General features: G+C 43.4%; 9 protein-coding genes. 4 read left to right on the plus strand and 5 right to left on the minus strand.

What is annotated here, in order from left to right:
* Positions 1-179 precede the first annotated feature (179 nt).
* Positions 180-611, minus strand: coding sequence for a DUF3106 domain-containing protein (locus tag ICN44_RS03030; RefSeq protein WP_216262660.1), 432 nt, complete (start codon positions 609-611; stop codon positions 180-182).
* 234 nt (positions 612-845) lie between these two features.
* Between ICN44_RS03030 and ICN44_RS03035 the strand changes: the two genes are divergently transcribed.
* Together ICN44_RS03035 and ICN44_RS03040 are read left to right on the plus strand one after the other, a co-directional pair.
* Positions 846-2,174 carry a carbohydrate porin gene (locus tag ICN44_RS03035; RefSeq protein ID WP_216262661.1) on the plus strand — a complete coding sequence of 443 codons (1,329 nt, stop codon included), beginning with the start codon at positions 846-848 and terminating at the stop codon, positions 2,172-2,174.
* A 281-nt stretch (positions 2,175-2,455) separates the two neighbouring features.
* Positions 2,456-3,340, plus strand: coding sequence for a class I SAM-dependent methyltransferase (locus ICN44_RS03040; protein WP_216262662.1), 885 nt, complete (start codon positions 2,456-2,458; stop codon positions 3,338-3,340).
* A 579-nt stretch (positions 3,341-3,919) separates the two neighbouring features.
* Here the strand turns inward: ICN44_RS03040 and ICN44_RS03045 are convergent.
* The 3 genes from ICN44_RS03045 to ICN44_RS03055 all read right to left on the minus strand — a co-directional run bounded on the left by ICN44_RS03045 (position 3,920) and on the right by ICN44_RS03055 (position 9,321).
* A protein-coding gene (locus tag ICN44_RS03045; RefSeq protein WP_215325107.1) for an IS3 family transposase occupies positions 3,920-5,061 on the minus strand; the annotation gives its coding sequence in 2 pieces (ribosomal slippage) (positions 3,920-4,794 and positions 4,794-5,061; 1,143 coding nt in all).
* Between the two features lie 381 nt (positions 5,062-5,442).
* On the minus strand, positions 5,443-7,080 hold the full coding sequence (locus tag ICN44_RS03050) for an OFA family MFS transporter (RefSeq protein ID WP_215325110.1): 1,638 nt from the start codon (positions 7,078-7,080) through the stop codon (positions 5,443-5,445).
* 567 nt (positions 7,081-7,647) lie between these two features.
* Positions 7,648-9,321: a formate--tetrahydrofolate ligase gene (locus ICN44_RS03055; protein WP_215325112.1), complete on the minus strand. Its 1,674-nt coding sequence runs from the start codon at positions 9,319-9,321 to the stop codon at positions 7,648-7,650.
* Positions 9,322-10,237: 916 nt separating this feature from the next.
* Between ICN44_RS03055 and ICN44_RS03060 the strand changes: the two genes are divergently transcribed.
* Positions 10,238-10,468: an AbrB/MazE/SpoVT family DNA-binding domain-containing protein gene (locus ICN44_RS03060; RefSeq protein ID WP_072582921.1), complete on the plus strand. Its 231-nt coding sequence runs from the start codon at positions 10,238-10,240 to the stop codon at positions 10,466-10,468.
* The gene (locus ICN44_RS03065) at positions 10,458-10,862 is read left to right on the plus strand and encodes a PIN domain-containing protein (RefSeq protein WP_216262663.1); all 405 of its coding nucleotides are present in this window, start codon (positions 10,458-10,460) and stop codon (positions 10,860-10,862) included. Before ICN44_RS03060 ends, ICN44_RS03065 begins: the two co-directional genes overlap by 11 nt.
* Before the next feature lie 29 nt (positions 10,863-10,891).
* On the opposite strand, the gene rpoD is transcribed toward ICN44_RS03065, so the two are convergent.
* A complete protein-coding gene (gene rpoD / locus ICN44_RS03070) occupies positions 10,892-13,450 on the minus strand; it encodes an RNA polymerase sigma factor RpoD (protein WP_216262664.1) in 2,559 nt (852 codons plus the stop codon).
* Positions 13,451-13,668 lie beyond the last annotated feature (218 nt).

Here is a 13,668-nt window from a genome sequence, read left to right on the forward strand (position 1 = left end):
ATATGGAGTCTTCTCGGGTACAAGCCTTAGAAAACCCATTTGGTCCCAAAGTATTGGGGATGTGATTGGTAAAGGTGTAAACCATGTGGTCGGTACCGGACGTAAAGCATGTGTCCGGTACGTACCGAGAATTCTTGGTGGCCCGGGGCGGAATCGACCAGGGCCGAGGATGTCTGATCCTAGCTGGATTGTTTATGCCATTTCTGCTTTTCCTCGGGACTCATATTTTCCCATTTGGCTTTACGGGCTTTCATCTCAGCCTGCTCTTCAGGCGTTAATCCATCAAAGAAAGCCTTTCTCTCGGCTTTCATTCTTTCTTTTTGCTCAGGAGTAATTGATTGCCATTGAGCCTTCATTTTCTCGTGAACCAACTTGCGATCTTCAGGGCTTAAGGCCTTCATTTGATCGCGCATCTTATGCCAGTATTCTTTACGCTCTTCTGGGGTTGCCTTCAGCAATGCGGCATCAGTTTGTTTCATTTGTTCAAGGCGCTGATCAAATGTCAGGTTGATGTTTGCCAACGGATTTGGTGGTTCAGGTATCGCCGCACCAGCCAAGGAAAATATAGATATGCCAAATAGCAGTCCCAGTACAAATTTCTTAGAACTCATAACGCCTCCTCTTGTTGGTTATGGTTCATTCTAATCCCTCGTTTAGTGACTATTAACAATTGAGAGTCATTCTCAATTATATGCTAAGATGAGAATAATTCTCATTAAGCATATTTGGCATTTAGGATGTTTTTCTCATTTAATACAAACCGCACAGCCTTTATAGGCCTAATTAGTGCCCTTTATTTGGGGGCTCTATCTTGTACTGTAAGAGCAGAGGCGCCAGTTAGTGACATGCCCACTGTTTTGGCTGAATCGCCCGTAAGTGACTCACCTAAGGTTGATAGCTCAGTTTCTGTAGAGGGCGAAACTGAACAATGGAGTATTCATGGGCAATCAACTTATATTGTTCAACAAAAAAATAACTTCAATTCGCCTTACTATGGACAGAACAGTCTTCTTAATAAATCCGAAGGTAGCGGCGGGAAAAGTTATACCTTAAGTGCCACTGCTTTTTTAGGAGCAAGACTTTGGGAAGGCGCTGAAGTTTATTGGAACCCAGAGATGTTCGAGGGAACACCTTTTAATGGACAGCTTCTTGGTCTAGGTGGATTTCAGAATGGTGAATTACAAAAGGGCGCATATGCTCCGCCTATTTACTACACGGCTCGCGCGTTTATTCGACAGACCTTTGGCCTAGGCGGCGGCAAAGAACATATTGAAGGTGGGCCTAATCAGCTTGCGGGCAATCTCGATAAAAATAGAATCGTGGTGACCTACGGTAAGTTCGCCACATTAGATTTCTTTGATCAAAATAGTTATAGTCACGATCCTCGTACACAGTTTCAGAACTTTGCTCTTTTCTCTATGGGCGCCTATGGATATGCGGCTGATAGCAAAGGCTATACCTATGGTGTTGTGGCAGAGTGGTATCAAGACGACTGGATTTTGAAAGCGGCAAGATTAGCGATGCCAACTATTCCGAATACCGCTCAGCTTGACTACAGCATGAGCCAAGACTATGGCAATCAAATTGAGTTAACTCATGAGCATGAGCTATGGGGTAAGCCTGGCGCAGTAAGGGCCCTGTATTACCAACAACATGCCTATATGGGAAACTACCAAAATGCGATTAACCAGGCTCAGCAGACTGGTAGCACTCCTGAGATAACTGGTGTGCGCAAAGCGGCACAGAGTTCATGGGGTTATGGTTTCAATATTGAGCAGGCCATCAATGATGATGTTGGTATCTTTGGTCGCTGGAGCTGGAATCCAGGTACAACCGAAGCGCAGACCGTAGACATCAGTAGATCACTATCAGGCGGTTTGAGCATTAAAGGTTCCAGCTGGTCACGTCCTAAAGATATTGTAGGCATAGGTTACGCTCTGAATGGAATCTCTTCATCGCAGATTGCCTACCTTCAACAAGGCGGTATGGCGGCATTTATTGGTGATGGCGCACTTAGCTATAAGAAAGAACAAATATTGGAAACTTTTTATAGCGCAAAAGTTTACAAGGAGCTGTTCATATCTGCCGACTATCAACGCATTGCTAATCCCGCCTACAACTCAGCTCGTGGTCCAGTTAATTTCTTTGGCTTAAGAGCACATATAGAAATGTAATGTCGTTTAAAACGACATTGACTGACACAGGGATGAATAATTGATTTGTCTTTTAAAAGGACATTTCATTAACCCGATACCCCAGTCTAGAACCAGAGTGGCTGAATCCTAATTGACGGATTAAATCTATGGGATTTGACCGACTACGCTGGGCGCAAGGTCTAAGCGCCATTGAGGACTTCTAATAAAAATAGCCCAACAAGTGGGCTATTGAGATTCTTGGTGGCCCGGGGCGAAGGATTCCTTCTCCGCCCTTAGCAATGCTTTGCTAATATCAAGCTATGAAACGAATTGACTACGGTATTGATGCTCCCAATCTATTTAGGGGCTTTATCACTGGCTCGCTGATTAGCTTTAGCTTGCTGGTTATGAGTCGAGCCCTATTTGAGCCCAACCTCATTACATCTATTGTCGATATTCCTTTGGCTGTTATGGCTCTTTATTTAGGCTTTATGGGATGCCTAATGTATTGCTATAGCAAATTCGTCAAACTCATAGATGCTCAAAGGTTATTGGGTGTCAGAAATTGGACTGGTAACGAGCAAGTGCTTGATATTGGCTGTGGCAGAGGTTTGTTCTTGATCAATGCGGCACAAAGACTTTCCACTGGCAAAGCCATAGGAATTGATATTTGGTCTGCCACTGACCAGTCAGATAACTCACAAGCCCAAACCCTTGATAACTTAGCTTTAGCTAAAGTGACTGCCAAGTGTGAAGTTCAAACAGCGGATATGAGAAATCTTCCCTTTACCAATAATCACTTTGATGTCATTACCTCTGGTTGGGTAATTCACAATCTTGAAAAGCTCGAGGATCGCAAAGAGGTTATCCGAGAAATTGTTCGTACATTAAAACCCGGCGGAATGATTTTAGTCTCTGATATCGTCAATCAAACTGAGTATGTGGTGCTCTTCAAGGAGTTTGGGCTAATTAACATCACGCTTCATAGAAACCCTATTCGAGAGGCTTTCTTAAAGGCGGTATCTTTTGGAAGTTTTGGTCCTTTTGGAATATCCGCAACCAAGCCATTAAAGAAAATAGCCCAACAAGTGGGCTATTCAAATTCTTGGTGGCCCGGGGCGGAATCGACCAGGGCTGAGGATGGCCGACTTATTTATATCGCTATTAGCCAGAAAATGTGTAGTAATCGCCTACACACTTTCTAGCACCTCCAGCGTTACTTAAAGTAACGCTCAAAAGACCGAACCTAACCTTTAGTCTCAAAAGCTGGCTTTTTGTGATGTTTAGGTCCTGTTTAGGTTCTCTGGTTATGAGAGCAGACACCCATGATAGAGCCATATAAACAGGGGCTCTGCGGGTGGTCAGTGTCGGTGTGTAAGCAAATGTGTAAGCAAATTCAGGGGTTTAAAAGAAGTGATCTCTCAGTCTTTGGTTTTCAAAACCAAAGGATTTTTGGAACAACCATCTAACACCTCGTTGCTCCAAACTGTTTTTTATAAATTAGTAGGCGTTACTTTAAGTAACGCTTGAAGAAGTTAGCTAATTAAGGCAATGAGCAGTCCTATGACTGCGAAGCTGACGGCACAGGTCTCAATGATGCCAACAAGAGTCCAATCAGCCCCAAAAAAGAAATGGGAGATAACCCAAACAGGAATACTTAGCATTAGGCCACATAGCCCTCCACCTAGCCCACTAACAATAAAGGCTTTGACGCCTTCAGATGCCTTGCTTGTGAACTGCTGTCAATTTAGGTCCACTACCAAAGAGAGTTTTTCTATAGTAAATCATTGCAGCAACATGGGTTGATTCTGCAATAGTTTGGGTACTTGGGTTTGGGGTGCTGGTGGTCTGTAACCTAAAGCGCTATGCGGCCTGACTTGGTTGTAGTGCTTGACCCACTCCCCAACGATGATCTGGGCTTCTTTTAGGCTATAAAAGATCTCCCCATCCAAAAGGTTATCTCTGAAGGTGCCGTTAAAGCTTTCACAAAAGCCATTTTCCCAAGGGCTCCCTGGTTCAATGTAGGCGGTTTTGACACCAATGCCAGATAACCAACTGCGTAGCTCTTTGGCAATAAATTCTGGGCCATTATCACTTCGGATGTGCTCGGGGATGCCGTGAGTAATCATGGCGTTGGCCAGTTGTTCAATCACTTGGATTGAGCCAATTCGTCTAGCGCAGTGGATCGTTAAGCATTTCCTGGTGAACTCATCAATCATGGTGAGCATCCGGATCTTGCCCCCATAAGCATCTCTAATAAAGACAAAATCATAACTCCAAACATGATTGGGGGCAGTAGCTCGCAGCCTTATACAACTGCCATCGGAGAGCCAGAGTCTACCTCTAGGAGGCTGCCTTTGTGGGATCTTTAAGCCTTCTTGCCGCCAAATGCGAGCAACCCTTGCAGTAGTCGCTTGTCCCCAACCAACATTACGCATCATACTGGCAATAAAGCGATAGCCATATCTGCCATAGGTGCTCGCCATCCGGATGACTTCAGCTCTAAGGGGCTCTTCGTCATCTTTAGGCAGTGGCATATAGCGATAAGCTGCTCTAGATAGCCCCACTAATTCACAAGCTAAGCGCTCTGATGTTGAGTATTTCTGCAGCAACACCTGAGCAGCTGTTTTGCGTTTAGCAGGGCTTAGAAGTTTCCCTTAATAACTTCCTTGAGCATAACTTCTCGTAGCGATAAGTCCGCTACGAGCTTCTTGAGTCGGGTATTTTCCAGTTCTAGATCTTTGTACTTACGAGCTTGATCGACCTTCATGCCGCCATAAATCTTGCGCCAACGATAGTAGCTTTGCTCTACCGTTCCCACTTCTTTGCAAGCTTGGGCTAGGGTTTTGCCATTGGTGGTTAAAACATCGATTTGACGCAATAAGGTGACGATTTGCTCCGGTTTGAGACGTTGGCCTTTTGCCATATTTAGCACTCCTTTAAGTGAGAGATTATCAAAAATCCTCTCTTATGGAGCGGTACTAAAAATCAGGTCAGTTCAACATTAGATAGCCATTCTATATAGAAACAATCTAGACTATCAGGATATGAAATGTCGAAAATATGTTCTCTCGTCTTAGATTTTTTTAAGACCCTTTTAATGCCTCCAGAAATAATAAAGTGCACATCTTTTGGTGTGGAGTGAACAGATTCAATAATCTCATTTTTTTTATATTCATTAACCCTATAAAGATCTCTTAGCTCTTCAAGGCATGCCTCACCAAGATTATCAAAAACCATATTGCTTTTTAACAAAGAAATATGGTTTCCATATGACAAATTCTTCAAAGTCAAAATCTCAGTTAACTTATGAAAATAATTTCAAAGCACTGAGAAGTGTTTTATATACACCCCATCCTAAGGGAATTCCAACAGCTGCCCAGGCCAACATCACTGTGGCACCCGACGTATGCTCATGACCCGCCTCACCTTTCACTACTGAATCCAGTGACTTTTCATGCGCCAGTTTCTTCTCTTCAGCCAGCTCTGCATCGGTCATAAACCATTTATCAGCCACAGGACGAATCATGAGATTACAAATCAAACCAATGACTAACATTCCAGTCAAGATATACATAGTCTGGTTATAAACCTGTGCACGAGGCAAACCTAAGCCCAACTGATAGTCACGCATGTAGTTCACCACGACTGGTCCCAAAATACCTGCAGTAGCCCAAGCTGTTAAAAGTCGGCCGTGAATGGCGCCGACCATCTGCGTACCAAACAAATCCGCAAGATACGCTGGAACAGTAGCAAAACCACCACCATACATACTTAAGATGATGCAGAAGGCGCCCACGAATAAAGCAAGACTGCCTGCCTGTGCGCTACTTGGCACACTGTAATACATTGCAGCGCCAAGAATAAAGAACACCGAGTAAGTCACCTTACGTCCTAATTTGTCGGACAAACTAGCCCAGAAGAAACGACCGACGATATTAAAGAGGCTTAAGAGCGCAGTAAAGCCTGCTGCCACACCAGCAATTGCAGTGAGTTGCGCCTTATCTAATTCAGTAAATGTTTGTTGGACTCCAATTAGGCTGCCAGCAAAGACTTCTTGCAACATGGGCGATGCCATACCAATCACACCAATGCCAGCAGAAACGTTCATCGTCAAGACCATCCAAACCAACCAAAACTGTGGGATACCCCAAACTTTTTTTACATTTACGCTGCGCTTAGTAATCATGGCGTTGTTAGTTTGAGTAACAGGTGGTGTCCAACCAGCGGGTTTCCAATCACTCGCAGGAATCCGATAGCCAAACGCACCGGCCATCATATAAACAAAGTAACCCAATGCCATTACAACGAAAGTTTGTGCAACGCCAACACTCGTAGGAGTAGAAAAATATTTCATGAGCATTGCGGCTAATGGTGAGCCGATCATAGCGCCGCCGCCAAAGCCCATAATTGCCATTCCGGTTGCCATACCACGACGGTCTGGGAACCATTTAATCAATGTAGAGACTGGAGAAATATAGCCTAGACCCAAGCCGATACCACCGATCACTCCTGATCCTAGAATCATCATCCAAAATTGATGAAGATAAACACCTAAGGCAGAGAGCAACATACCACCGCACCAACATAATGCGGCAACTACACCAGCCTTACGAGGACCAGCACGCTCTAACCAACCACCCCAAATCGCAGCAGCGCCTCCTAGGAACACAAAAAATAATGTGTACATCCATCCGAGTGTCGATATTTGCCAATCACAAGATGTTGTGAAGAATTGTGCAAAGAAACCAACGTCAGCAGCACATTTAATCGCCTCAGTACCACCCTGCGAAACACCCAGGGCTTTTGATAATGGCAACCAGAATACTGAAAAGCCATAAGCCATACCAATACATAAATGAATTGCCAATGCCGCAGGTGGCACCAACCATCGATTAAAGCCAGGGCCTGCAATTGTTCTTTCTTTATCCAGTATATGAAACATGATCTCTCCTAATTGTTTTGCTTCTTTAATATTTTTGGTGCAACGAAGCACTATATATTTTTTGTTACAGAAATGAGCTACGAACGCATCTTTCTGTAATGAAGTCCTTATGAGACCTCTAGATAAATTGCATCGTATATTCGTATTACGAATTTAGAAGTTTTGGGCGTTTTATGTCTGAGGGTTGATCTATAAACCTACTTTAATTGTGGTTATAGGACTGACGTTTTCACCCATATGGGAGCCAGAAATTAGGTTTTGACAATATCGCCACCACCATCACGAAAAAACGCTTAGGGTAAATACTTTATATATCCTTAAAAAAATTCATAGTAAGTAGGGCTAAAAAGTGAGATCAATGGAAAAATTTGGCCCTATTATTTTGATTAAATTAGTGATTCTCTTTGGGGTGTTTTGCTATTTGCATGGTGGCAAATACGTGATCTTAGGAAAAAGCGAGACAAAAGAAAGCTTTAAATCAATCACATCATTCAGCACGACTAAGATTGATTGCCTACGTGAAGACTTAATACCTAGTTAGAGGAACAACGGGTTATAGCTTCTAATTCAAAATAAGCCAATAACCTTACCATCAACATAATCAATTTTTTCTGCTGATGGCGCTTTGGGTAAACCAGGCATCGTCATAATGTCTCCGCATACCATGACGATAAATTCTGCACCAGCAGCCAAGCGTACCTCACGAATAGTGATCACATGATTATCTGGCGCGCCACGTAACTTAGGATCAGTTGAGAATGAGCTCTGGGTCTTGGCAACACATACGGGATAATGACCATAGCCCTGCTGCTGCAAACTCTCAATCTGCGCCCTGACTTTTGCATCAGCATTTACCTCACTCGCACGATAGACTTTCTTTGCGATCTTATTCACTTTTTCCCATAAAGAATCTTGATCATCGTATACGTATGTCATCTGCTTAGTATCAGATTCACACATATCAACGACTACTTTTGCCAGCTCAGCTGCACCTTTGCCGCCTTCGCCCCAATGAGATGCTAAAACAACTTCGACGCCTAGCGTTTTCATTCTTTTTTTAATTAATTCAATTTCGGCAGAGGTATCAGACGTAAATTTATTAATCGACACTACGCAAGGTAGGTTGTAAACCTGAGTAATATTTTCAACATGGCGCTCTAAATTGACCAAACCTTTATCAAGGGCAGGAATGTCTTCTACTGTTAAATTGGCTAACTCTGCACCTCCGTGGTATTTCATCGCCCTTACCGTAACAACAATGACTACTGCAGATGGCCTCAGTCCAGATTTACGACATTTAATATCAACAAATTTTTCTGCTCCCAAATCGGCGCCAAAGCCCGCCTCAGTAACTACATAATCAGCCAGCTTTAGTGCAGCTTGCGTAGCAATGACTGAATTACATCCATGGGCAATATTGGCAAATGGACCACCATGAACAAATGCTGGAGTCTTTTCTAAAGTTTGAACCAGATTAGGAGCTAATGCATCCTTTAGCAGTACTGTCATTGCTCCATGAGCTTTAAGATCTTTAGCTAATACTGGTTTTTGATCATACGTATAAGCAACAACGATTTCTCCTAGCCTCTTTTTCAAATCCTCAACTGAAGTAGCCAAGCAGAAAATAGCCATGACTTCAGATGCAACCACAATATCAAACCCGTCCTGACGAGGAAATCCATTGGGAGTTCCACCTAAACCTACAGTCAAGGATCGCAGGGCACGATCATTCATATCAACCACACGCTTCCACTGAATTCTACGAACATCGATACCCAATGAGTTGCCGTGATGAATATGGTTATCTAGCATTGCGGCCAATAGATTATTGGCTAAGGCTATTGCCGAAAAGTCACCAGTAAAGTGCAAATTGATATCTTCCATAGGAACAATCTGCGCTAAACCACCTCCTGCAGCCCCACCCTTGACTCCAAAGACAGGTCCTAATGATGGCTCCCTAAGGCAGATCATGGCTTTTTTGCCAATATGATTTAAGCCATCGCCTAGGCCAACAGTCGTCGTTGTTTTTCCTTCTCCCGCAGGAGTTGGACTAATTGCTGTAACTAAAATTAGTTTGCCATTTTTTTTATTATTTAGAGTTTTTAAATAAGAAAGTGAAACTTTTGCTTTGTAATGACCAAAAGGCTCAAGCTCATCCTCAGGAATCCCTAAGAAATTCTGAGCAAGCTCAGATATTTTTAACATTTTTACCTGCTGAGCTATTTCAATATCACTTAACATCAGTCGAGCTCCAATTTAATCAATCTATTAAGAAAATAAAAATCTAAAGATATATCCGCTTGGTATTTCAAAAAATAGGCCAATTTGAGACAAAGGATTGCAAACCTACCTCAATATCCAATATTACGTAAGCCATTGGAAAAGTTTAATAGATTTATATAGGCAAAGTTATTAAAAGAGATAGATGACCTTTTCCCCTATTTGAAATGTAGGAAAAAGCGTTTTCCCTCGCTCAAAAAGACAAAACCCCCACCATTACTGATGAGGGTTTGCTTTTCTGGTGGGCCCACCAGGACTTGAACCTGGGACCAAAGGATTCCGGTTTGTGTTGCTTTCACAACTCCCTGGACTATGCCTTCATCATATCGATTGCTCGACTTAGATGGGTGCCGTCTAGTCTCTACACGTTCAAAGTATTTCTACTAAGCTTCGCTCGGCGTTAGCTTGTGCAGCTTTTGGCTGCATTTAGCTTTCTCCGAATTTGACACCATCCCTTATGCAGTTTCCACGCATAAGGCACAACTTTCGCTATGAGTCCTCTGCTCTAACCAACTGAGCTATGGGCCCTAAAACTGTTTTTACTACACACCTTTTGAGGGGTGTTTACCGCTTCAAAACCACACAAAAACCGCATTTACTACACACCATGAAAAATGCCCTGGTGTGTAAGCGGTGTGTAGTGAATTTATACCGCCTAATTCACCACTAACCTCTTGAATCTATTGAGGTCTTTGTTACAAGACCCCCAGGGCTTCTTTCTTATGAGTCCTCTGCTCTAACCAACTGAGCTATGGGCCCTAACCACTCATTGTAATTGAAGGGGCTCTTCAAATGATTGATTGGTATGCACTTGCTGAAATGTTGGTTTTTATTTAGATATACATTATTATATGTATATCTAAAGGAGATGACAATCATGGTCGTATCAAAATGGGGGAACAGCCTTGCCATTCGTCTACCAGCTCAAGTGGTCGAATTTTTAGAGCTAAAAGAAGGGGACGACATTGAGGTCCATGTTGCCGATAAAAAGCATTTCCAAGTTAAGAAGAAACCTTCCTTGCAGGATAGGCTTCAAAGTTTGAGAAAATTTCGTGGTCGCATGCCCGCTGATTTTCACTTTGATAGATCTGAATTGAATGAACGCTAAGAAGATATTTTTTGATACCAATACCCTACTTTATTTACTATCATCAGATACCAAAAAAGCAGACTGGGTTACTAAAAATTTACAGCAATCGAACGTAATAAGCGTTCAAGTGCTTAATGAATTTACTTCTGCTAGCATTAGAAAAATAAAAATATCTAATGGTGAGCTGGATGAATTCTTAGATTTATTTACGTCTATATTCAACGTAAGATCGCTTGATATAGATACTTTTGAAACTGGATTGATGGTGTCCAGGCGATATGGATACCATCACTATGATTCAATGATTATTGCTGCGGCTTTGCAAGCAGGATGCGAAAAACTGTACTCAGAAGATATGCAGCACCGGCAAGTAATTGATAAGAGACTGCAGATCGTGAATCCTTTTTTATAAAGGACTCACGATATCGAAGTGCTAGACAATCAATCTTCCTCGAGGAAGGTCTTGAGTTTGTCGCTACGGCTTGGATGACGCATCTTGCGCAGAGCCTTCGCTTCGATCTGACGAATACGCTCACGTGTAACGTCAAACTGTTTGCCGACTTCTTCGAGGGTGTGATCAGTGCTCATCTCAACACCAAAGCGCATACGCAATACTTTTGCTTCACGTGGTGTTAATGAATCAAGAACGTCTTTCACCACATCGCGCATAGAGTCATGCAATGCTGCTTCAGCTGGAGCCAATGTATTGCCGTCTTCAATAAAATCGCCCAAATGAGAATCTTCATCGTCACCAATTGGCGTCTCCATGGAGATAGGCTCTTTAGCAATCTTCATGATCTTGCGAATCTTATCTTCCGGAATCTCCATCTTCAACGCCAAAGTTGCAGCATCTGGCTCATGGCCAGTTTCTTGCAAGATCTGACGGCTGATACGGTTCATCTTGTTGATCGTCTCAATCATGTGAACAGGGATACGGATCGTACGGGCCTGGTCAGCAATCGAACGGGTAATTGCCTGACGAATCCACCATGTTGCGTAGGTAGAGAACTTATAGCCACGACGGTATTCAAACTTATCTACTGCTTTCATCAGGCCGATATTGCCTTCTTGAATTAAGTCCAAGAACTGCAAGCCACGGTTGGTGTATTTCTTGGCAATGGAGATTACCAAACGTAAGTTGGCTACTGTCATCTCACGTTTCGCTTCACGGGCACGCTTCTCGCCAGCGATCATCTGCTTGTTTACTTCTTTTAATTCTGGAAGTGGAATAACAACATTCTTCTGAATATCAATCAACTTCTGTTGAAGTTCTTGAATTGCAGGGACGTTACGTTGCAAGAGTGCGCTGTAAGGCTTGTTCTCTTTGAGCAACTTCTCAGTCCAAGTCAAATTCATGGACATCTTAGGGAAGTCTTTTAATACTTCACTACGATTAACGCCAACTTTGTCTACCAACAAGCTCACGATGCCACGCTCAAGTTTCCATACCTGGTCCACTTGTGAGCGCATGGTGTCACATAACTTCTCAACACTCTTCGCTGTCAAACGGAAACCAAGCAACTCAGCGCGAATTGCTTCTTGTGCCTTCAGATACGCAGGACAGTTATAACCATCCTTATCAAACGCACGGCGCATCTTGTCAGCCTGTGTACGAACGATTGCAAACTTCTCTAAAGAAATCTGCTTTAACTCTTCTAATTGCTTAGCATTCGCTGTTGCAGCACCGCTACCACCGCCACCTTCGTCTTCGCCGCCCTCTTCATCGCCCTCTTCGGCATCCGGATCAATTTCTGGCTCTTCAGGTCCAAGCTTAATATCTTCTGCGTTAGGATCAACCAAACCATCAACAAACTGATCAATCTCCATCTCGCCACTAGTAATCTTGTCAACGTTGCTCAGAATCTCCGCAATCGTTACAGGGCAAGCAGCCAAAGCCATCACCATATCTTTGAGGCCGGCTTCAATCTTCTTCGCGATAACGATCTCGCCTTCGCGAGTCAGCAAATCAACTGTACCCATCTCACGCATATACATACGTACTGGATCGGTAGTGCGTCCGAATTCTGAATCAACTGTAGATAAAGCAGCTTCAGCCTTTTCTTCAGCCTCTTCTTCGGAAGCTGCAGCTTCTGTGTTGTCAGACAGGATTAAGGTTTCAGCATCGGGCGCTTGTTCGTAAACAGTAATACCGATGTCATTGAGCAAGCTGATCAAAGTCTCTAATGCATCCGCATCAGACAACTCGTCAGACATCACGTCATTCATCTCGCCATGGGTTAAATAGCCCTTGGACATGCCCATCTTGATCAAAGTCTTCAAACGAGCACGACGTAACTCTTGCTGCTCTTCTGTACCCAACTGCTGTGCTGCGAATTCTTTTAAGAGTGCCTTCTCTTTAGCCTTACGCTCACGTGCTTTTTGACGATCCGTTAATACTGGCTCTGCATTGTCTGCAGGAGCATCCGCCTTGGCTTTACGGCCGCGCTTTTTCTCATTCTCAACTGCTGGAACTTCAACTTCAGCAACCTTGGCTTTTTTACCCTTGGTTTCTTTAACTTCTTTTGCATCTTTAATTGGTTCAGCCTTAGGTGCAGGTGCAGCTTTACCTTTTTTTACTGGCTCAACTTTGACTTCTGCTTTTGCTGTTTTCACAGGGGCTTTAGCAACTGGCTTTGCCGGCACTTTTGCCGTTGGCTTTGCAACTGCTTTTGTTGGTTTTGCTGGCGCTTTAGCTGCAACCTTAGGGGCTGGCTTTGCGACAGCCTTCACCGGTTTAACTGGTGCTTTAGCTTTTGGAGCTGGCTTTGCTACGGCCTTCGCTTTCGGTGCTGGTTTAGCAGCAACTTTTACTGGCTTAGCAGGAGCTTTCGCTTTTGGGGCCGCCTTAGCTGGTGCCTTTACTTTAGAAACTGGTTTCGCGGCAGCCTTTACTGACTTAGCTGGGATTTTTGCTTTGACCGCTGGTTTTGCAGCGGCTTTTACTGGTTTAGCTGGAGCTTTCGCTTTTGGAGCTGGTTTTTTGGTCTTGGTATTCGGCATTTATTAGCACTTACTCACATTACTGTTGTTGATATCGACTGATGAAACACAGCCCCGTAGTAACTCACTTACCCACTTACCCCAAATTTCATCAAAATAAAGCGCAAGTGGCTGAATTAAATCGGTTTTTTCTTGGGAACAGAGGATTATAGTCGATTGCGACTTTTTTACCCCTGCATCACATAAAAATATGGGGTAATTTTGGGGAATTTCTAGGG

This window comes from Polynucleobacter sp. JS-Fieb-80-E5, from assembly GCF_018882015.1.
Lineage (GTDB): Bacteria > Pseudomonadota > Gammaproteobacteria > Burkholderiales > Burkholderiaceae > Polynucleobacter.